Below are 20,464 nucleotides of genomic sequence, written 5' to 3' on the forward strand. Positions count from 1 at the left end.
AATTGAGGTCTGCACCTGCCGAACGTACGGGTCCACCGGGCAGCGGCCGAGACCGGTGTCGCCGGGCGGCATACGCGCGCTGTGCCGGCGGCACATCATGGTCCGCCCGGGCGGAGACGGACCACGCCACCAAGCGGGCAGTGGGCTAGCCAGGCGCCCGACCAGCCCTTCAGGTGGTGAGGTCGAGCACGGCGAGCGCGGCTGCCAGGACGAAGGCGCGTTGGTCGCCGGTCAGGGGAGCGGTGCCGAAGCGCGGCGTGGGGATGCCGTTGGCGTCAACGTCGATCCCTGCCGGTGCAAGCGTGGCGGCGTGGATGACGCTGAGCACACAGAGCGCCCGCAGGACGGCGTCCGCGTCTTCGGACCCGGCCACGGCGCGTATCAGGCCGTCGATGCGCTCCGGTAACCGAAAGCGGACAGCGAGGCTCTGCGCGGTCGACGGGTCACCGAACACGGACTTGAGGACTCCCGCGTGTTCGTCGATGAGGTTGAGTAGCCGCCGGACCAGCTCGGCGTTGAGACCACCAGCCGCGGTGACCTCGGCGGTGAACACCTCGAGAGCCTCGATGAGCGGGCTGACCAGCGCGTGCAGGATCTCCTCTTTGGAGGAGAAGTGGTAGTACAGCGAGCCCTTCGTCACGCCGACGCGCTCGGTGATGTCCTTGATCGAGGTGGCCGCGTAGCCATGGTCGACGAACAGCTCCCGCGCGGTGGTGAGGATCTGTCTGCGCGTCGCGTCGGCGCTGCTGCCTACGGTGCGTGCCATCCCGCTCCTAGTCGTCGCTCCGCGTCCGCGCCGAACTTGAGGCCGGACGTTACACCCTCTCAGGCTCGCCACAGGTGACGTACGTAGCGTCTGGCCAGCATACCGACCGTTTGATTAATTTTCTACGGCACGGTACGGTCCGTGAGAATACCGACCGTTCGATTAATTGGTCGGTGGTTGGTGCAACCGGTCACCGATCCGCCCATCCCGTCCCGCGGTGGGCAGCCACCAGCAAAGGGAACCCACATGACCGATCTTCGACCGAATCGCCGCATGGTCATCACGGGAGCTGCGGCCATCGCCGCTGCGGCCGTCGCACCGTCGGCGCCGGCCGCAGCCGCCACCGTGGTCACGCGCCAACCCGGCGACGCGATGCTTCCTGCCGGGTCTGGACTCCCCTCCTGGGTCGACCCGAACACCGACCTGGGTTCGCGAACCCCTGGACCGGAAGTCACCTGGTCCGACTCGATCTACTTCGCCAGCATGGTGAAGGCGGGCGGTCACGATTTCGGTGTTCTGGGGCACGCACTGGCCGCGCCGAACGCTCAAGGGCTGGCGGGCATCTACGCGATCTCGGTGACGGACACGACCGCCGGCTGGTACAAGAGCCACTCCACCACCCTCACTGACGAGCAGTTCCACTGGAGCCAGGACAAGCTTGAGATCAAACTGCCCGAAATGACGTGGACCGGTGATGCCACCCGTATGACGGTGAAGGCCGCCGCGCCGTGGGGGTCCCTCGACGCCGAATTCGTGCCGACCGGACCCGTCATGAAGTACGCGGGATCCGGCCTGGTCAAGCTGCTCGATGTGCCGAACTACGAGTACGCGTTCCCGTCCATGCGCACATCGGGAACCCTCGTCATCGAGGGCCGCCAGCACGCGATCACCGGCACCGCCTGGCTGGACCGGCAGTGGGGACCGCTGCCTCAGCTCCTGCGGTGGGCGTGGATGAATCTCAGCATGCCCAACGGCGACAAGATCGCCATCTGGGACGTGATCGGCGCCGACGTGGAGGACTGCTGGGCCACCGTGCTGCATCCGGACGGTTCCTACGAACTGGTCGCGGTCGAACCGCTCGAGCGAGGGGCGTCCGAGCCGTGGACCAGTCCGCAGACCGGGCAGAAGTACCCGACCCGGTTCCGGGTCAGGATTCCCTCGCTTCGCACGGAACTGGACGTGAAGGTCACCGGGACTCCAGCGCAGGAACTGGTCCTTGTCGCCGGCGTCCGATTGGAAGCCACGGCGGCGTTCACCGGCACATACGACGGCAGACGGGTCAAGGGCGAGCACTACATCGAGCTGATCGGCCGATGGCAGTAACTGTCGAAGACACTAGGCCCGCCTCACTGCCCCGCACGGCGGCCTGACCGATCTCTCACCTCTTGCGGGCCGCCGCCGGCACCGATCCGACGGCGGCTCTACCCTTCTGCGCCGCCGTCGCACTTCGATTCCAGGAGCCCCCGTGACCGACTCGACCCGGGCCGTTGAGGTAGAGGAACAGTCCACGACCCGCACTCCACGCCACTTCGGCCTCACCTTTGCCGCCCTCATGGCCGCGATGCTGCTCGCCTCGCTCGACCAGACGATCGTCAGCACCGCATTGCCGACCATCGTCGGCGAACTGCACGGCGTCAGCCACATGGCATGGACGATCACCGCCTACATTCTTGCGGCCACCATCGTCATGCCCGTGTACGGCCGCCTCGGCGATCTCATAGGCCGTAAGCTCCTGTTCCTCGGCGGCATCGGCCTCTTCCTCGCTGGCTCCGCGGTGGCGGGGGCAGCGCAGGACATGACCATGCTGATCATCGGCCGCGCGATACAGGGAATGGGCGGCGGCGGACTGATGATCACCTCGCAGGCGATCATCGCCGACCTTGTACCGCCGCGACAACGCGCGAAGTACATGGCGCCGATCGGCGCCGTGTTCGGCCTCTCCTCGGTGGCCGGGCCGCTGCTGGGCGGATGGTTCACCGACGGCATCGGCTGGCGCTGGGCGTTCTGGATCAACCTGCCGGTCGGTGCCCTGGCGTTCGCAATCGGCGTGTTCGCTCTGCACCTGCCCCGCAAGGCCGCCGCGGTCGCCTTCGACTACCTCGGCTTCACACTCATGGCGGCCGCGGTGACCTGCACCGTCCTGGTGGCCGACTGGGGCGGCACGGACTACGCGTGGTCCGACCCGCTCATCATCGGCATGGCGGCCGCCGGCACGCTCGCCTGGGTGGTGTTCTTCTACTCTCAGAGCCGCGCTGCGGAGCCGATCATCCCGCTCCGGCTGTTTCGTAGCCGGATCTTCAACATCGCTACCCTGATCGGGTTGCTGGTCATCGGGATCGGCATGTTCGCGATCGTCGGCTACCTGCCGACGTACCTGCAGATGGTCTACGGCGTCAGCGCCACCGAGTCCGGTTTGCTGTTGGTCCCCATGGTCGTCGGGATCATGGTCACCGCCATCCTCTCCGGACGGTTGATGAGCAGGAACGGCCGTTACAAGATCTATCCCATCGCCGGCACGGTCCTTGTCGGCACCGCTGCCACCCTGATGTCCACAATGGACACCACGACCTCGCTCGTCATGGTCTGCGCCTATGTGTTCGTGCTCGGCACCGGCCTCGGCCTGATCGTACAGACGCTGGTCCTGGCGGTGCAGAACGACTTCGGCAGCGCCGATGTGGGCACCGCGACCTCCGCCAACAACTTCTTCCGGGAGATCGGTGCCACTCTCGGCACCGCGGCCGTCGGCGCCGTGTTCTCCCACCGGCTCACCGATCAGCTCGAGCACCGCCTCGCCTCCGACGCTGCCATGATTGTCGGCGACACCGACTCGCTGACCCCCGCCGCGGTCCACTCGCTTCCGGACACGACCCAAGAGGCGGTGATTCTGGCTTATCAGCACGCCTTGACACCGGTGCTCCGCTACATGGTTCCGGTATTCGTCCTCGGCCTGGTACTAGCCACTCTCCTGCCAGAGAAGAGGCTCGCCGACCACAACGCTCCGGACCCCGACGCGACACCGTCTCGCGGGTCTGAGGTGGACAATGCCGAGCCGACGGCGCTGACCGGGAACTGAACCGGACGCCTGGCGTGACAGCGACGGCGCCGCACGGTCCACTCTGGACAGAGACGTAGCCGAGTCAGGAAAGACTGCAGTACCGGGGCGACGTCGCGGGGGCCGCAGGTCTCAGCGGTTCTCGCCAGGCGGCGTCGGCGATACCGGCGTAGCGGGGAGGAGGAGGCGGAAGGTGTTGCCGCCGCCCGGGCGTGCGTCCACGGTGACGATGCCTCCGTGCTGTGCGGCGGTCTGTTGAACGATGGCCAGTCCGAGGCCCGAGCCGGGCATGGAACGGGAGGCGTCCAGGCGGTGGAACCGTTGGAAGACGCGGTCGCGGTGGTCGGCGGGGATGGTGGGGCCGCGGTCGTGGACGCTGACCTCGGCGTATGACGCCGTGCCGATGGCTGTATCGCGGATGTGAATCTCGACGTCCTGTCCGGGTGGTCCGAACTTGGCGGCGTTGTCCAGCAGGTTGACCAGAGCTCGTTGCACCGCACCGGGCCTGGCGGTGATGGTCAGAGCGTCGCGCGCGTCGAGCCGGAACGTTGTGCGCGGGTAGTGGGCGCGGGCGAGGTCGCTTGCCTCGGCGGCCAGTTCGGTGAGGTCGGTGGCGACGGCCGGCTCATCGCCGGTGTTGGAGCGGGCCAGGTTGACGAGATTGGCGACCAGATCGGTCAGCTCGATGCTCTGTGTGGCGAGGTCGGTCAGCAACGCACTGCGGTCGGACGGTGCGAGCCGATCACCTGCGTGGATGAGCAGTTCGACGTTGGTACGCAGGCTCGACATAGGGGTTCGCAACTCGTGGGCGGCGTCCTCGATCAGTTCACGCTGCTGGCGCTGGGCGACGTCCAGACGCCCCAGCATGTGGTTGAACGCCCGGCCGAGCTGGGCGATCTCGTCATGGCCACATACCTGGATGGGTTTGCTGAGGTCGCGGGTCTCGGCGATGCGTGTGGCGGCGGTGGTCAGTTCGTCGACCGGACGCAGACCGGCACGGGCGACCAGCCGTCCCGCGACGGCGGCGATGCTCGCCGCTCCGACGATCAGCGCGGCGGTGAGTAGGCCGAATCGTCGTAGGGTCGCGTCGGTTCCGGCCAGTGACCGGGCCATCTGGATTGTCTGGCCCAGGTTGCCACGGAAGGTGAGGACGCGGAAGCGGCCGTGGTCGGTGTCGACGGTGTAGCGGGCCTCCGCCTGGACACCGTTGGCGACGGCGGTATCGGCTGCGCTCCACGGCAATTCCGCAGTATCGCGGGGGACGGTGACGCGGGCACCGTCGGTGAACCGGACCTGTAGACGCAGATCGTTGTCGGCCTTCAAGGGGGTGGTGGGAATGGTGGCGGCGGCTTCGGCGGTCAGCTGCGGCAACGGGCCGTGGGTCATCGCGTTCAGCTCCCGATCGATCTGCCGGATCAATGTCTGGCTCAACGCCAACCAGGCCGATACCCCCATGACGACCGCCACGACCGTGGTCGCGGCCCCGGCGATGAGTGCCAGGCGCCGTCTGATGGACGGCCGGCCGGTCATCGCCGCTCGTCGTCGCGTAGTACGAAGCCGACTCCGCGTACGGTGTGCACCAGGCGCGGACGGCCGCCAGCTTCCATCTTGCGGCGCAGGTAGCCGACATAGACGTCGAGGCTGTTGGATGATTGGTCGAGGTCGAAGCCCCAGACGTGCTCGAACAGCTGGCTGCGGGTGAGTACCTGGCCCTGATGGTCCATGAGGGTCTGCAACAGGTTGAACTCCGTCCGTGTGAGGTCGATCGGTTCGCCGCCACGGTAGACCTGACGGGCGCGACGATCGAAGACGAGATCACCCAGTTTCTGTACGTCGGTCTGACCGGGCGGTTGCCCGGCTCGTCGCAACAGTGCCCGGACCCGGGCCAACAGTTCCTGTAACGCGAAAGGCTTCGTGAGGTAGTCGTCGGCGCCGGCGTCCAGCCCGGCAACCCGGTCCGGTAGCGCGTCTCTGGCGGTGAGCATCAGAACCGGTGTGTGGTCCCCGTTGGAACGCAACCAGCGGCAGGCGTCCAGCCCGGAAATGCCTGGCATCATGACGTCGAGCATCACCAGGTCGGGTTTGACCTTGGCGACCTGGGCGAGGGTTTGCGCGCCGTCAGCAGCCAGTTCCACCTGGTAGCCCTCGAATCGTAAGGCGCGTTCCAGCGCCTGCCGCACGGCGGGGTCGTCGTCGCTGATCAGTAGTCGGTAGCCCGAACTCATGGCGTCCACCCTAGGAACGCCGTACCGGCGCGGGTCCGCTTCTTACTCGGTTCTTAGATTCTTCGACTCCCGCGTCGGGTTCAGAATCAAATATCCGGCTTTCGTCGACCGAACACCCGGACTGCGTTCTTAGCCCTTTCTTACAGACAGCTCCGGATGCTCTTAATGTCCGGCTCCAGGCTATCTGTCGTTCACCTGATAGCCGCCTCCGGTTCAGCCGCCGGTTACCGCGCCTCGTGCGTGAGGGACTCTGGGGCAGAGTAGAAATGGTATAGCGCATGCGTTTTCGCCTCGGCCGTCGCCGCGCACAGCCGGCAGCACCTGACTCGCCGCCGGTTGGTGCGCCCCCATTGGCGACCGACGACAACGATCATGCCGGGCACGCGTTACGAGCGCCGAGTGCGTTGCACGCTTTCAACCGATACGAGATCAAGTATCTGGTTCCCAGTGACCAGCTGTCCGATGTACGCGACGAGCTACATCCCCGTCTCGATCCGGACCAGCACGGCGGCGCCGACGGCTACAGCGTGACCAGCCTCTACTACGACACCCGCCAGCTCCGCTTCTACTGGGAGAAGATCGAGGGTCTGCGGTTCCGTCGGAAGGTGCGGATTCGCCACTATGGCGACCGTGCCGGGATCACCGATGACACCGTCGTTTTCGTCGAGATCAAGCAGCGGGTCAACCGGGTCACTCAGAAGCGGCGGATCGCCATCCCGTACCAGCAGGCACGCCTGCTGTGCGACGACCGTCAAATGGTCGATTGCCAGCCAGGACAGAGGGCGTTTCTCAACGAGGTCCTCGGTCTGGTGTGCGGCTTTGATCTCGTCCCGACAGCGACAACCGCCTACCAGCGCGAGGCCTACATCGGCCGGGACGCCGACGTAGGCCTGCGAGTGACCCTCGACCACCGGGTCCGCGGCCGTGACCGCGATTTCCACCTGGCCGCAGCGGCCGAGAACCGGCTGATCGTGCCGGCGTGGCTGTCGGTGTTGGAGGTCAAGGCCAACGACCGCGTCCCGTACTGGCTGACCGACCTCGCCGCGCGTCTGAACCTGTCGATCGTGCGGATGTCCAAGTACTGCCAGAGCGTCGAGGCGTTCGGTCGCGCACCGCGCTCAATCTTCCACGTCCCCGCCGACCCCGCCGAGGCGCTCGCCCCGGCCGCACCCTTGAAGGCATAACAGTCATGGACTTCGAGCTTCAAGACCTCACAGGCACGTTCAGCGTCGCCGACATCGTCGTCTCGCTGACCCTGTCGTTCCTGCTCAGCGCCGTTATCGGCTGGGTCTACCGGGCCACACACCGCAACATCTCCTACAGCCAGTCCTACGTGCAGACGCTGATCATCCTCGGCATGCTCATCTCGCTGATCATGATGGTCGTCGGGTCCAACATCGCTCGCGCGTTCGCACTGGTCGGCGCCTTGTCGGTCGTCCGGTTCCGCAACGCGATCAAGGAGACTCGTGACGTCGGCTTCATCTTCCTCGTCATGGGCATCGGCATGGCCACCGGCACCCGCTTCTACCTGCTGGCAATCGTCGCCGCCGCGGCGATCTGTCTGGTCATCGTTGTGATGTACCGGTTCGGCTGGTTCCAGCTGAACGTGCAGCGGCAGGTCGTCAAGGTGCAGGTCCCGCCCGAAGGCAACTACACCGCGGCGATCCAGGACGTGCTGATCCGACACACCACCGAGTTCGAACTGGTCAGCATGGAATCGATCCGGGGCGGGGCGCTGACAGAACTGATGTACACCGTCCGGCTGAAGAAGGGCGGCGAGCCCGGCGACCTCATCCCCGCGCTGAGCGAGGTCACTTCCGGCCAGCGGGTCACCGTGCTGACCGGCTACGACCAGACGGACCTGTGATGGCCACTCCACCTTCGGCCGGGAAACGAGCGACGGCCGCCCGGCTGAAGCACCGGATCCCCGTCCGCGTTCGGCACTACTGGAAACTGTTGGCCAGCTGCGCCGCGGCCGTGGTCGCGCTGATCGTGCTCGCGGGCAATGTACAGGTCCGCCCGATCGTGACCAGCAGCAGCGACGGCAGATCCGACGACGTCACCCACAATGTCACCGGGTCCGTCGACCTGTTCGACAACGCCGTCGCACACACCGTGTCGATCACCTACAGCGCGGCCGCCTACCAGCGGATGATGGACGGCTACATCGCGACCGGCGACAAGGAGTACGTCCGCGCCGACGTCACCATTGACGGGACCCTCGTCAAGGATGTCGGCCTGCGCCTGAAGGGCAACTCGACCCTCGCGCAACTGACTCACAAGGGCAAGACCCGACCGTTCTTTGGCGAAGGCGCCGAAGACACCCGGGGCGGCCCCAACGCGGCCACCGACGGCCGTCCGGCCGGTGGTGGTCAGTTCCCGGGTGGTGGTCAGATCCCCGGGGGTGGTCAGTTCCCCGGTGGCGGTCTTGGCGCTGCCGGGCTGGGCGGAGTCTCGCTGGACAGCGCCAAGCCGGAAGAGCTGCCATGGCTGCTCAGCTTCGACGAGTTCGCCGACGGTCGCCGATACCAGGGCCACCGGCAGGTCGCCGTGCGTATCTCCGGCATGGGCGGCGGGAGCACCGTGCTCAACGAGGCGTTGTCCCTTGCGGTGATCGACGAGGCCGGCGAGCCGGCCCAGCGGTACGCCTACGCCGGATTCCAGGTCAACGACCGGCCGGTGAAGGCCCGGCTCCTTGTGCAGCACCCCGACGCGAACTTCGCCGACGGCATCGGTGACGGGGTCCTCTACAAGTCGCTGAGCACTGGGCGCTTCACTTATCAAGGCGAGGACCCTACCGCCTACAACGACGACTACAAACAGGTCAACAACACCGGCAGTCACGACCTGCAGCCCGTGATCAACCTGGTGAAGTGGGTCGAGCAGTCATCCGACGCCGACTTCGACGCCGATCTGGCCAGCCACGTCGAGGTGGAATCGTTTGCCCGCTACGTCGCCCTGCAGAACCTGCTGCTCAACTTCGACGACATGGCTGGGCCTGGGCACAACTTCTATCTCTGGTACGACCTGGACACCAAGCGGTTCAGCGTCATCGGCTGGGACTACAACCTCACCTTCAGCGGCGACGCCGCGCAGGGACCACACGACACGATCTCCATGGGCGGGATGCTGGGCGGAGGCGGGTTTCCGCCGGCGGGTTTCACCCTGCCGGAGGGCTTCACCCTGCCGGAGGGCTTCGCTCCGCCGGGCGGAGGCAACAATGCCGGCGGTGGTGCTCCGGGTGGGATCGCCATGGGCAACAAGCTCAAGGAACGCTTCCTCGCCTCCGGCAAATTCAAAAACGTCTACGAAGACGCCTACCGTGAGCTCTACCGGAAGATCTACGCTGACGGCGTTGCGGTGCGGTCACTCGACGCGCTCGTCGCGGCACTGTCCGGCGTCAAGGGCTATGACGGCGCCGCGACAAAATCGGACGCCGATCGGCTGCGATCAACCATCCGGCAGCGCACGACGGCACTTGCCAAAGACCCCGTGATCAACCGCTGAACAGGTGGCGTGCGGGCGTCGGCGAGCTACCACATCCGTGGTACGCCGGTGGCGAAGTTACCGCATCCGCGGTAGCTGTTCGACTGCCGGTAGACGATGCCGATCCGAGGTGTATCGCCCAAACTCGGCCGTGGTGCTCGCTGCACCGACGACGAGACGTTTCCCCGAGCGAGGTCGCACGTGTCTTTCCTGTCCCGCATCAGTCTGGCGAATCGGAAGCTGGTGGCTCTGCTCACCGCGCTCATCGTGGGACTGGGGGTATACGCGACTCTGTCGCTGAAGCAGCAATTGCTGCCCGATCTGTCGTTTCCTGCCGTGACCGTGGTCGCGACCTATCCGGGTGCGGCGCCTGAGGTCGTTGAGGAACAGGTGACCGGTCGCATCGAGAAGGCAGTTGAGGGTCTCGACGGCGTGGAAAGCACCACCTCGACTTCCCAACAAGGTTCGGTCCAGGTGATGGTGTCGTTCTCCTTCGACACCGATATCGACGAGGCATCCGCCGACGTCGAGCAGGCCGTGTCGAGGATCTCCTCGTCGCTGCCGCAAGGTGTCACGCCAGAGGTGCTCACCGGCAGCACCGGCGATCTGCCGACGATGGTTCTGGCCGTGACGTCGGACGGTGACCAGCGCAAGCTCGCCGCCGACCTGGACGACAAGGTGGTTCCCGCGCTTCGGGGGGTCGACGGCGTCAATGACGTGTCCGTCTCCGGCGTGCGTGACCAGGTCGTTACCGTCACCCCGAACGCTGCCGCCCTGGCGAAGGCTGGCCTGTCGACACAGTCGGTCATCAACGCGTTGAGCACACTCGGCGGCACGTCGTCAGCCGGACAGATCACCTCCGACGGACGCAATCTCAGTCTCGCCGTGGGCAAGCCGGTCGCGTCTTTGCAGCAGATTCTGGATCTGTGGCTGTCTGCCGCCACCCCCGCGTCTGCTGGCGGCCAAGCCGGACCCGGTTCCTCCGGCGCGCCACAGGCCGGCGGACCTCCGTCGGCGGGCACAACCCAGAGCCCCGCCGGCTCGTCCGTCGCGGCTGCGGCGGCACCCGTCCAGCTCAAGGATGTCGCCACCGTTACGATCGCCGATGCTCCGGCCACGTCGATCACGCGGACCGACGGCAAGCCGAGTCTCGGCATCTCGATCACCATGGACCACGGAGGAAGCAGCCCGGCCATCTCCGACGACGTCCGTGCCAAACTCCCGGAGCTGCAGGCCGCGCTCGGGGACAACGCCAAGCTCGTCGTCGTGTCCGACTCCGGTCCTTCAGTCAGTGACTCCGTGGACGGTCTCGTCGAGGAGGGGGCCCTCGGGCTGGCGATGGCGATCCTCGTGATCGTGCTGTTCCTACGCTCGGCCCGGGCCACGATCGTCACGGCCGTGTCGATTCCGTTGTCCCTGCTTGTGGCGCTCATCGCGGTATGGCAGCGCGGCTATTCGTTGAACATCCTCACCCTCGGCGCGCTCACCATCGCCATCGGTCGCGTTGTCGACGACTCGATCGTGGTTCTGGAGAACATCAAGCGCCACCTTGGCTACGGGGAGGACCGGCGCACCGCGGTCCTGTCCGCGGTGCGCGAGGTCGCTAGTGCCGTCACCTCGTCCACACTGACGACAGTGGCGGTGTTCCTCCCCGTCGCGTTCGTCAGTGGGTTCGTCGGACAGCTGTTCGGCTCGTTCTCGATCACCGTCTCTGCAGCCATGCTCGCCTCGCTGCTGGTCTCGCTGACCGTGGTCCCCGTGCTGGCTTACTGGTTCCTCAAGGCGCCCAAGGACGCCGCCGGTGTCCCGGCCGACGAGTATCGGGCACGGGTGGAGGAACGGGAGCGGCACGGCGTGCTGCCGCGCATCTACCTTCCGGTCATCACCTGGGCGGTCGGTCACCGCAAGAGCGTGCTGGCCGGGGCGGTGGTTCTGCTGATCGCCACGTTCGCCATGGCCGGTGGCCTGAAGACCACGTTCCTCGGCGACTCCGGCGAGGACTCGATCCGGGTCAACCAGGCCCTGCCCGCGGGTGCCGATCTGGCCACTACCGACGCCGCGGCGAAGAAGGTCGAGCAGGCTCTGTCCAGTGTGGACGGCGTGCAGTCCTACCAGGTCGTGATCGGCTCGTCGGGTGGGTTCTTCGGCGCCCGCACCGCCAACAACGTCTCATACACCCTCACCCTCGCCTCGGACGCCGACAGCTCGAAGGTCACCGACGCCGTCCGCGACACGCTCGCCACGATCACCGACGCCGGCGACCTGACCATCGGCGGCTCAGGCCCCGGTGGTGCCGACGGCCCCGGCGGGAGCAGCACCATCTCGGTGTCCATCCGTGCCGACAACGATGAGACCCTCAGTCAGGCCACGCAACAAGTGCAGCAGGCGATGGCCGAGGTTTCGCAGGTCACCGACGTGCAGAGCGATCTCAGTGAAAGCGCGCCACAGATCAGTGTCGTGCCCAACGGCGAGGCCGCTGCCCGGTACGGCCTGGCCACCGCTGCGATTGTGTCCGCGCTGCGGCAGTCGGTTGAGGGCACCACGGTCACCCAGGTCACCCTCGACGGCGCCGCGCACGACGTGGTCGTGAAGACGACTACCACCGCCCCGAACAGCCTCGACGCGGTCAAGGCGATCACGCTGCCGACCAGCAGCGGCCCTGTCCGGCTCGACCAGGTGGCCACCGTCACCCAGGTCGACGGGCCGGTACAGCGGACCCATGTCGACGGTGAACGGACCAACACCGTCACCGCCACCCCGGTCGGTGACAACACCGGTGCGGCGAGCACCGCGGTCACGGACAAGCTCGAGACACTGACGCTGCCGGCCGGTGCGAGCTACGAGATCGGTGGGGTCACCGCCGATCAAGGTGAGGCGTTCTCCCAACTGATTCTGGCCATGGTTGCTGCCATCGCACTGGTGTTCCTGATCCTGGTCGCCGTGTTTCGCAGCATCCGCCAGACCCTCATCCTCCTGGTGTCGATCCCGTTCGCGTTCATTGGCGCCTTCGGTCTGCTGCTGGTAACCGGAACCCCGTTGGGCGTCGCCGCGCTCATCGGCATCCTGATGCTCATCGGCATCGTCGTCACCAACGCCATCGTCCTCATGGACCTGGTCAACCAGTACCGCGAGCAGGGCATGACCGTGATCGACGCGGTCGTGGAAGGCGGCCGGCGACGGCTGCGTCCGATCCTCATGACCGCCCTCGCGACCATCTTCGCTCTCCTGCCGATGGCCCTGGGCATCACCGGTGAAGGCGGCTTCATCTCCACCCCGCTCGCTGTGGTCGTCATCGGCGGCCTCATCACCTCGACCCTGCTGACCCTGGTTCTGATCCCGGTCCTCTACACCATGGTCGAAACCCGTCGGGAACGTCGCCAGGCTCGCAAGCAAAGTCACGTGCCGCAGTCCGAGCACGTCACCGAGCCGGTTCCGGTTTCCTAACCGACCAGGAACTAGCCCGGCCGGTACGCACCGCGACATCCCCCCACGCGTACCGGCCGGGCACCTATGCCTCGGGTTGGCCTGGTGACGACCGGCGTGCGACTGCACGCGTTCCCTCGTTCCTTTGCCCGGGGGCGGACATGCGGGCCGGTGGGTACTGCGGTTGTGGTACCCCGTCCGCCCGCAGTTACCACGCCGAGATGAGGTCCCGCGACCGTGGGCTCGCATACCGTGAGCGGCATGGAGATGGCCGCCGTTCAGGCGTGGGGGCGCAGGCATCCCCACGTCGCCGATGCGGCGTTCGGACTCGCGCTCGTTGCTGTTTTTGGTGTGATCGTAGTGACCGGTGGACAAGGTGAGGCGATCCGAGACGCCGGGCCCGGGGATGTTCTCGCGGTCGGCACGGCGCTCGTCGCCGTGGCGGGGCGCCGCCGGTGGCCGGCGGCACTCCTGCTGCTCGCCGTGGCCGTTTCTTCCGCCTTCATCGTTGTCACGCACCACCGTCACCCGATACTCATCGTGGCCGGGATCGTCGTCGCCTACACCTTCGCCACCCGAAGCGAACGTCGACGTGCCTGGCAGGTCGCCGGCGGGTGCACGGTCGGTCTGTTCGTCATCGGCGGATTACTCGCCGACGGCGGTTGGTGGGCGCCGGAGAACCTCGGCACATTCGCCTGGGGCGCTGCGGCCGTGGCTTTCGGCGACGCGACCCGCAGCCGCCGGGCGTACATCGTCGAGGTGGAAGATCGGGCCCGGCGTGCGGAGGAGACCCGCGAGGAGGAGGCCCGCCGCCGCGTCGCCGAGGAGCGGCTACGGATCGCCCGGGAACTGCACGACATCGTTGCCCACCACATCGCGGTGATCAATGTCCACGCCGGAGCCGCCACCCATGTGTTGCCCACCCAGCCGGAAGCGGCCGGTCCGGCGTTGGCTCACATCCGCCGCGCGAGCGACACCGTGTTGAAGGAGCTGGCCTCCGTCGTGGGTGTGCTCCGCAGCTCCGACGACATCGATGTGGACACCGAACCGACCCGAGGGCTGGCCCGGCTGTCGGAGTTGCTCGACGGTTTCGCCGCCGCCGGGCTGAAGGTCGAACACCGGCGGAACGGTGCATCACGAGAACTACCCGCGGTCGTCGATCTCGCCGCCTACCGCATCATTCAGGAGGCGTTGACCAACGCCCAGAAGCACGGCAGCGGCGTGGCACAGCTGACGGTGACCTACACTCCGGCCGCAGTCCAGATCGACGTCACAAACGGGATCACCAACCCGGTCACCGACCCGGCCGCGCGACGGCGACCGCGGAAGGGGTCCGGCTACGGCCTGGTCGGGATGCGCGAACGCGCGGCCGCTGCCAACGGCACGGTCAGCGCCGGCGTCCAACCCGGCGGCCGGTTCGTCGTCCACGCGGAACTCCCGGCAGCTAAAGGGGTGTTGTTGTGACGATCCGAGTTCTGCTCGCCGATGACCAGGCGCTGATCCGCACAGGCTTTTCTATGATCATCCAGTCTGAGCCGGATCTCGAGGTGGTCGGCGAAGCCACCAATGGGCGTGAGGCGGTTGAGATGGCCCGCTCCAAGCGGGCCGACGTGGTACTGATGGACATCCGGATGCCCGACATGGACGGCATCGAGGCCACCAAACGAATCGCCGCGGACGAGAGCCTGGCCGGTGTGCGGATCCTGGTACTCACCACGTTCGAGCATGACGACAACGTCGTCCGCGCGCTCCGCGCCGGGGCGAGTGGATTTCTCGGCAAGGGCGTCGAGCCGGCCGACCTCGTCCGCGCCATCCGGGTCGTCGCCAGCGGGGAGGCACTGCTGTCGCCGAAGGCCACGGGCAGCTTGCTCGCTCGGTTCCTCGCCCACGCCGAACCCGGACCGTTACCCGTCCCGGCACCACTGGACGACCTGACCGACCGCGAGCGGGAGGTCCTCGCGCTCGTCGCGTACGGCCTGTCCAACGACGACATCGCCGCCAAGTTGTACCTGTCACCCCTGACCGTCAAGACACACGTAAACCGGGCCATGACCAAGCTGGGTGTACGGGACCGGGCCCAACTGGTCGTTATCGCCTACCAGACCGGGCTGGTCAGACCGGGCGAGTCACCGCCGTGACCGCGAACATGGACGTACTGTCATTTCGGGTTGGCATGAGCGCTGTGCGGCACGCGACGATGGCAAGGACTTGTTACGAATGAGCCAGGTGACGGCGCCCGTGGCGGGACTGAGCACCGCGGAGGCGGAGGCGCACCGACGCCGCGGCGAGGCGAACACCGCAGTGGGCGGAGCGACCCGCAGCGTCACCGCGATCGTGCGGACGAATGTCTTCTCGTTCTTCAACGTGATCCTGTTCGTCATTGGTGTGGCACTCCTGGCCATGGGCCGCTACAGCGACGCCGTGATCAGCGTGGGACTCGGACTTCTCAACGCGGTGATCAGCGCGGCTCAGGAGATCAGGGCGAAGCGCAAACTCGACCGCCTCCAGCTGTTGGACAGGGCCGACGTGCTCGTAGTGCGCGACGGTCAGGAGAGGGCGGTGGGGCCCGAGGCGGTGGTTCGCGGTGACGTGCTACGGGTCCGGGCCGGTGACCAGATCGTGGTGGACGGGCCACTGCTGGACGGTGTCCTCACCGGTGGGTTGGACGGTGGTTTGAACGGTGGTCTGTACGGGGGTCGGGTCGAGGCCGATGAGTCTCTGCTCACCGGTGAGTCGGATCCGGTCGTGAAGAACCCCGGTGATGAGCTGCGGTCGGGGAGTCTGTGCGTTGCCGGTGAGGGCTATCAGCTGGCCCGCGATGTGGGGTCGCACAGTTACGCCGGGCGGTTGACCGCTGAAGCTCGCCGGGCGACGACCGACAGAACGCCGCTGCAGCGGCGCATCGAGTTCGTGGTCCGACTCGTCATCGCACTGACGGTGCTGATGAGCAGCGCGATTCTCGCCCAGGCAGCGATCGAAGGGTTCACTGTGCTGCGGATCGTGCAGACGACCGCAGTGCTGTCCGGGCTCGTACCGTACGGCCTGTTCCTGCTCATCGCCGTCGCCTACACGGTCGGCGCCGCGTCCATCGCCCGAGATGGTGCGCTGGTCCAGCAGGTCAACGCCGTCGAGTCGGTCAGCAACGTCGATGTGGTGTGCACCGACAAGACCGGCACGTTGACGACCGGACGGCTCACCGTCCACGAGGTCGTCCCGCTCCGCGGCCACGACGTCGCCGAGGTCGAGGCCGCGCTCGGCAGCCTGGCCGGCAATGCCACCACACCGAATCTCACCATGCTGGCCCTCGCCGCGGAGCTGCCACACACCGACTGGCAGGTGCGTGAGGAGGTGCCGTTCGCCTCTTCGTTGCGCTGGTCCGGGATGGTCACCGACGCCGGCACGTGGGTGCTCGGTGCCCCCGATGCGCTCGCGCCCCGGCTACGCGAACCGATCGCGCAAGCCGCGGTCAACGAGCGGACCCGGCACGGGCTGCGGGTCCTCCTGCTAGCCCGGGCGGCAGGAGGCGACGCCCGTCTGCGCGACGGCGCGGGCACTCCCGCTTTGCCGGCCATTGAAGCTGTCGCTCTGGTCGCCCTCGCCGACGAGTTGCGCCCCGATGTCCCGCAGACGATCGAACGGCTATGCGCCAGCGGCGTCACGCTCAAGGTGCTCTCGGGCGACGACCCGGGCACAGTGGCCGCGATCGCGACGCGAGCTGGCCTGCACGTCGGCGAGCCGGTGGCCGGGGCGCAGCTCGACGGCCTCGACGACACGGACCTGGACCGGGTCGTGGCACGAACCGTCGTGTTCGGCCGCGTCGCCCCGGAACACAAGGAGCGCGTCGTCCGGTCGCTGCGTCGCCAGAACCGATACGTCGCCATGATCGGTGACGGCGTCAACGACGCCCGTGCGCTCAAGAGCGCCCAGGTCGGCGTCGCCATGCGCAGCGGCAGCAGCGTCACCCGTGACGTCGCCGACATCGTCCTGGTCGACGACTCGTTCGCCGCGCTGCTGCCCGCCCGGCGCGAAGGCCGACGCATCATCGGCGGCATCGGCCTGTCGATGCACATCTTCCTGACCCGCGTGGCCAGTCAGGGCCTGGTCATCCTCACCGTCACCATGCTCGGGCTGGGCTTCCCGTACTCGCCGACACAGGTTGGACTGACCCTGCTCACCGTCGGAGTGCCGACGCTGTTCCTGACGATGTGGGCCCGACCGGTTCCACCCGACACCCGGATGCTCGCCACCCTCGGTCGCTTCGTCGTCCCCGCCGCGCTGGTCACCGCTGGGTTCGGCGTAGCCGTGTACGCCACGCTGTACCAGGCGATCACGGTCGGATTCGGATCCGGACGCACCCCAACCCAGGTCATCGACGAGTTCGAAAACTACACCGGCCTGACCTACGGCACCGACACCGACTTCGCGACCGCTTCGGCGACCATCGGCGCACAAACCGGACTGTCCACCTTCATGTGCCTGGCCTCGTTCGTTCTGATCCTGTTTCTCGCCCCACCGTCGCGGCTGTTCGCCGCCTGGACACACCCGACCACCGACCGGCGACCCGTCCTGCTGGTCGCCGCACTGGTCGCGGTCTTCGCCGCTGTTCTGTTCGTCCCGGCGCTGTACACCTACTTCGGGTTGGCCGGACCCGCCGCACCGGTGTTCGTGATCGTGCTACCGGCGCTCGCGCTGTGGTTCGCAGCGCTCACCGCCGCCTTCCGGCTCCGGCTGTTGGAGCGGGTGCTCGGCCTCGACGACCTACCGGACACTCAGCGGCCGTTCCCGGCGGCTACGGACATCCCCTGACACCGGCGGCCCGTTACCGACCTGAGGATGGCTCCGAACCGTGCCGGCGGGGTGGCCTCCACCGCTCCGCTATCTGGGTCAGGATGTCGATGGTCGGCGCGGCTACCGGCAACGCCGACGATGGTGTTCGCAGCCCATCGAGCACGAGTGCCAGGTAGCGTCGCCACAGGCCCGGTTCGACGTGCTCGGTGTACTCCATCAGAGCCGCGACCATGAACTGGACGAGTGCGATGTCGCCGCCAACCACGTCGTCCCGCACGACACCGACCCGCTGGCAGCGCGCGATCAGTGCATCGACCGCGGGTGCGATCCGTTCCCGTATCCTCGCCACCCGTTGCCGGCCGTAGGCGTGGCTGAACAGCACATCCTGTAGCCCTCGGTCCGTGGACATGAACGTGACGGACCGTTCGAGGAAGCCGGTCAGGCCGGCCCAGGCGTCGCGAGCACGTATCCCCTCACCCGCCCAGGCGACGATCTGGTCGAGGTCCTCGTCGAAGAGGGCTTCGACGAGGTGTTCCCGGCTCGGAAACCGGCGGTACACGGTGCCCACGCCCACACCGGCGTGGTGGGCGATGTCGTCCAATGTCACGTCGACCCCCCGCGCGGCGAAGACCTCGCGGGCGGACGCCAGGATGCGTCGCCGGTTCCGCTCAGCATCGCGCCGCAACGGCCGAGCCGGCCCCGGACGTCCGGCATCCCCGTCCGCCTCCGTGGCCGCCTCCGTGGCCGCCTTGACGAAGCGGGTGGTGTCCGGCGCCATGACCGAACCCTACATGAGTTGAGACACTCTCTCCATTTGGAGGAGCCTTCTCCGGTTAAGCTCGGCCAGCCCAGCCAAGTGGAGAAGAGTCCTCCACGCCGCGAGAAAGGTGACTCCACATGACCACCGCTCACACCCATCGCGCCGCCGCCGGCGGCGGCCATGCCAGTCACGACGACCACAATGTGCACCACGGCCGACGCTGGATGATCCTGGGCGTACTCGGCATCGCCCAGCTCATGGTGGTGCTCGACGCGACGATCGTGAACATCGCGCTGCCCTCGGCCCAGGCCGACCTGGGCTTCACCAACGAAAACCGGCAGTGGATCGTCACCGCCTACGCCCTCGCCTTCGGCGCCCTCCTCCCACTCGGCGGTCGCATCGGGGACCTGATCGGCCGCAAGACCACGCTGCTGATCGGTCTCGTCGGCTTCGCAGCCGCCTCCGCCGTCGGCGGCGCGGCCGGCACCTTCGGCGTCCTCGTGACCTCCCGCGCCGGCCAGGGCGTCTTCGGCGCACTACTGGCGCCGGCCGTCCTGTCGCTGCTGACCACGACGTTCACCGACGCAAAGGAGCGGGCCAAGGCGTTCGGCATCTACGGCGCCATCGCCGGCGCGGGCGGCGCCATCGGACTGCTCCTCGGCGGGCTCCTCACCGAATACCTCGACTGGCGCTGGTGCATGTACGTCAACGTCGTCTTCGCCCTCGCCGCCATCATCGGCGCCACGGCGCTGCTACACAACCAGCACGCCGACGGCCCCCGCCATCGCCTCGACATCCCCGGCACCCTCACCGTCTCCGCCGGCCTGTTCGCCGTCGTCTACGGATTCGCCAACGCCGAGACACACGACTGGAGCGACGTCGCCGTCTGGGGCTGGCTCATCGCCGCCGCCGTCCTGCTCGCGGCGTTCGTCGCCATCGAGATCCGCGTCGCGCACCCACTCGTCCCCATGCGCGTGCTCGCCGACCGCACGCGCGGCGGCGCCCTGCTCACCGTTCTGACGCTCGGCATCGGCATGTTCGCCGTATTCCTGTTCCTCACCTACTACCTGCAGCAGACCCTCAACTTCTCCCCGATCAGCAGCGGCGTGGCGTTCCTGCCCATGATCGGTGCCCTCGCGGTCACCGCGACCACCGCCACCAGCCTGCTCGTACCCAGGATCGGGCCACGCCCGCTCGTGCCGACCGGCTTCCTCATCGCCGCAGCCGGCATGCTCTGGCTCACCCGCCTCGACGTCGCCTCGACCTACGCCGCCGACGTCCTCGGGCCGCTGATCGTCATGGGCATGGGCATCGGCCTAGCGATGGCGCCGGCCATGACCGCTGGGACCTCCGGCGTCCACGCCGCCGATGCCGGCGTCGCCTCCGCACTCGTCAACACCGCGCAGCAGGTCGGCGGGTCGATCGGCACCGCCGTACTGAGCACCATCGCCGCCACCGCAATGACGGACAACCTCGCAGGCCGAACCCCCAGCCCCGACATCATCGCTGCCGCCACCGTCGACAGCTACACCACCACGTTCGCCTGGTGCGCCGGATTCTTCCTCGCCGGCGCGGTGATCAGTGGCCTGCTGTTGCGCTCCGGCCCGCTGCAGGCCGATCCTGACGCCGCACCCACCGTCCACATCTGAACGCGTGTACACCGTTGTGCGGCATTCCTCGTGATCGGCGCGATCGCCGGACTCTACCCGGCCGTAAGAGCCCGCTCTCCCTGACGGAGGCACCGCACCATAGCCCGCCCACCATCCAACGCCGGCAATAGTGGCGCGTGGCCGGTATGCGTGAGGGAGTTACGTGTACCGGCCGGGCTGGTTCCGGTCGTCACACGCCGGAGCCGACTCGCCGCGTCTGTGCCCGCAGGGTGTGCCCTGGTGCTCCTCGTCGTATAGCCCCGCATGTGCTCACCGAGGAATCCGGGATGGTACCTATGTCGCGGCGACCGCGAC

14 protein-coding genes are annotated in these 20,464 nt (G+C 67.4%); 10 read left to right on the forward strand and 4 right to left on the reverse strand.

The genetic code is table 11. The annotated features are described in order from the left end of the window. Positions 1-169 precede the first annotated feature (169 nt). Positions 170-766 (reverse strand): TetR/AcrR family transcriptional regulator, encoded by a 597-nt coding sequence (locus Vau01_RS59085; protein WP_204012662.1) that lies wholly within the window; start codon positions 764-766, stop codon positions 170-172. 141 nt (positions 767-907) lie between these two features. Here Vau01_RS59085 and Vau01_RS59090 point away from each other — a divergent pair, with 141 nt between their 5' ends. Both Vau01_RS59090 and Vau01_RS59095 read left to right on the forward strand, forming a co-directional pair. Continuing rightward, complete coding sequence (locus Vau01_RS59090; RefSeq protein ID WP_204012664.1) at positions 908-2,089, forward strand: lipocalin-like domain-containing protein; 1,182 nt, start codon at positions 908-910, stop codon at positions 2,087-2,089. Between the two features lie 142 nt (positions 2,090-2,231). After that, a complete protein-coding gene (locus Vau01_RS59095; protein WP_204012666.1) occupies positions 2,232-3,839 on the forward strand; it encodes an MDR family MFS transporter in 1,608 nt (535 codons plus the stop codon). A 111-nt stretch (positions 3,840-3,950) separates the two neighbouring features. Here Vau01_RS59095 and Vau01_RS59100 read toward each other — a convergent pair whose 3' ends face one another. Beyond that, complete coding sequence (locus Vau01_RS59100) at positions 3,951-5,348, reverse strand: HAMP domain-containing sensor histidine kinase (RefSeq protein ID WP_204012668.1); 1,398 nt, start codon at positions 5,346-5,348, stop codon at positions 3,951-3,953. Then, positions 5,345-6,043, reverse strand: coding sequence for a response regulator transcription factor (locus tag Vau01_RS59105; RefSeq protein ID WP_204012670.1), 699 nt, complete (start codon positions 6,041-6,043; stop codon positions 5,345-5,347). Before Vau01_RS59105 ends, Vau01_RS59100 begins: the two co-directional genes overlap by 4 nt. A 278-nt stretch (positions 6,044-6,321) precedes the next feature. On the opposite strand from Vau01_RS59105, the gene Vau01_RS59110 reads away from it, so the two are divergent. The 7 genes from Vau01_RS59110 to Vau01_RS59140 all read left to right on the forward strand — a co-directional run bounded on the left by Vau01_RS59110 (position 6,322) and on the right by Vau01_RS59140 (position 17,758). After that, entirely contained in the window at positions 6,322-7,227 is a 906-nt protein-coding gene (locus tag Vau01_RS59110) for a polyphosphate polymerase domain-containing protein (RefSeq protein ID WP_204012672.1), read from the forward strand. Positions 7,228-7,232: 5 nt separating this feature from the next. After that, entirely contained in the window at positions 7,233-7,910 is a 678-nt protein-coding gene (locus tag Vau01_RS59115; protein WP_204012675.1) for a DUF4956 domain-containing protein, read from the forward strand. Beyond that, entirely contained in the window at positions 7,910-9,550 is a 1,641-nt protein-coding gene (locus tag Vau01_RS59120) for a CotH kinase family protein (protein ID WP_204012687.1), read from the forward strand. Before Vau01_RS59115 ends, Vau01_RS59120 begins: the two co-directional genes overlap by 1 nt. 180 nt (positions 9,551-9,730) lie before the next feature. Next, positions 9,731-12,973 carry an efflux RND transporter permease subunit gene (locus tag Vau01_RS59125; RefSeq protein WP_204012689.1) on the forward strand — a complete coding sequence of 1,081 codons (3,243 nt, stop codon included), beginning with the start codon at positions 9,731-9,733 and terminating at the stop codon, positions 12,971-12,973. 246 nt (positions 12,974-13,219) lie between these two features. Continuing rightward, a complete protein-coding gene (locus Vau01_RS59130) occupies positions 13,220-14,416 on the forward strand; it encodes a sensor histidine kinase (RefSeq protein ID WP_444546063.1) in 1,197 nt (398 codons plus the stop codon). Further along, the gene (locus tag Vau01_RS59135; RefSeq protein WP_204012693.1) at positions 14,413-15,090 is read left to right on the forward strand and encodes a response regulator; all 678 of its coding nucleotides are present in this window, start codon (positions 14,413-14,415) and stop codon (positions 15,088-15,090) included. The genes Vau01_RS59130 and Vau01_RS59135 overlap by 4 nt, the downstream gene beginning before the upstream one ends. A 79-nt stretch (positions 15,091-15,169) precedes the next feature. Further along, complete coding sequence (locus Vau01_RS59140; RefSeq protein WP_204012696.1) at positions 15,170-17,758, forward strand: HAD-IC family P-type ATPase; 2,589 nt, start codon at positions 15,170-15,172, stop codon at positions 17,756-17,758. 13 nt (positions 17,759-17,771) lie between these two features. On the opposite strand, the gene Vau01_RS59145 is transcribed toward Vau01_RS59140, so the two are convergent. Next, entirely contained in the window at positions 17,772-18,518 is a 747-nt protein-coding gene (locus Vau01_RS59145; RefSeq protein WP_204012699.1) for a TetR/AcrR family transcriptional regulator, read from the reverse strand. Between the two features lie 119 nt (positions 18,519-18,637). Between Vau01_RS59145 and Vau01_RS59150 the strand changes: the two genes are divergently transcribed. Next, positions 18,638-20,149, forward strand: coding sequence for an MFS transporter (locus Vau01_RS59150; protein WP_204012702.1), 1,512 nt, complete (start codon positions 18,638-18,640; stop codon positions 20,147-20,149). Positions 20,150-20,464: the final 315 nt, after the last annotated feature.

Origin of the sequence: Virgisporangium aurantiacum, from assembly GCF_016863635.1 — a bacterium.
GTDB classification, from domain to species: domain Bacteria; phylum Actinomycetota; class Actinomycetes; order Mycobacteriales; family Micromonosporaceae; genus Virgisporangium; species Virgisporangium aurantiacum.

What these genes read in the sequence shown, in the direction of transcription:
- Vau01_RS59100 (WP_204012668.1), bottom strand. Translation starts at nt 5,348, where the DNA reads ATGACCGGCCGGCCGTCCATCAGACGGCGCCTGGCACTCATCGCCGGG.
- Vau01_RS59145 (WP_204012699.1), bottom strand. Translation starts at nt 18,518, where the DNA reads ATGGCGCCGGACACCACCCGCTTCGTCAAGGCGGCCACGGAGGCGGCC.
- Vau01_RS59085 (WP_204012662.1), bottom strand. Translation starts at nt 766, where the DNA reads ATGGCACGCACCGTAGGCAGCAGCGCCGACGCGACGCGCAGACAGATC.
- Vau01_RS59150 (WP_204012702.1), top strand. Translation starts at nt 18,638, where the DNA reads ATGACCACCGCTCACACCCATCGCGCCGCCGCCGGCGGCGGCCATGCC.
- Vau01_RS59140 (WP_204012696.1), top strand. Translation starts at nt 15,170, where the DNA reads ATGAGCCAGGTGACGGCGCCCGTGGCGGGACTGAGCACCGCGGAGGCG.
- Vau01_RS59130 (WP_444546063.1), top strand. Translation starts at nt 13,220, where the DNA reads ATGGCCGCCGTTCAGGCGTGGGGGCGCAGGCATCCCCACGTCGCCGAT.
- Vau01_RS59110 (WP_204012672.1), top strand. Translation starts at nt 6,322, where the DNA reads ATGCGTTTTCGCCTCGGCCGTCGCCGCGCACAGCCGGCAGCACCTGAC.
- Vau01_RS59105 (WP_204012670.1), bottom strand. Translation starts at nt 6,043, where the DNA reads ATGAGTTCGGGCTACCGACTACTGATCAGCGACGACGACCCCGCCGTG.
- Vau01_RS59115 (WP_204012675.1), top strand. Translation starts at nt 7,233, where the DNA reads ATGGACTTCGAGCTTCAAGACCTCACAGGCACGTTCAGCGTCGCCGAC.
- Vau01_RS59120 (WP_204012687.1), top strand. Translation starts at nt 7,910, where the DNA reads ATGGCCACTCCACCTTCGGCCGGGAAACGAGCGACGGCCGCCCGGCTG.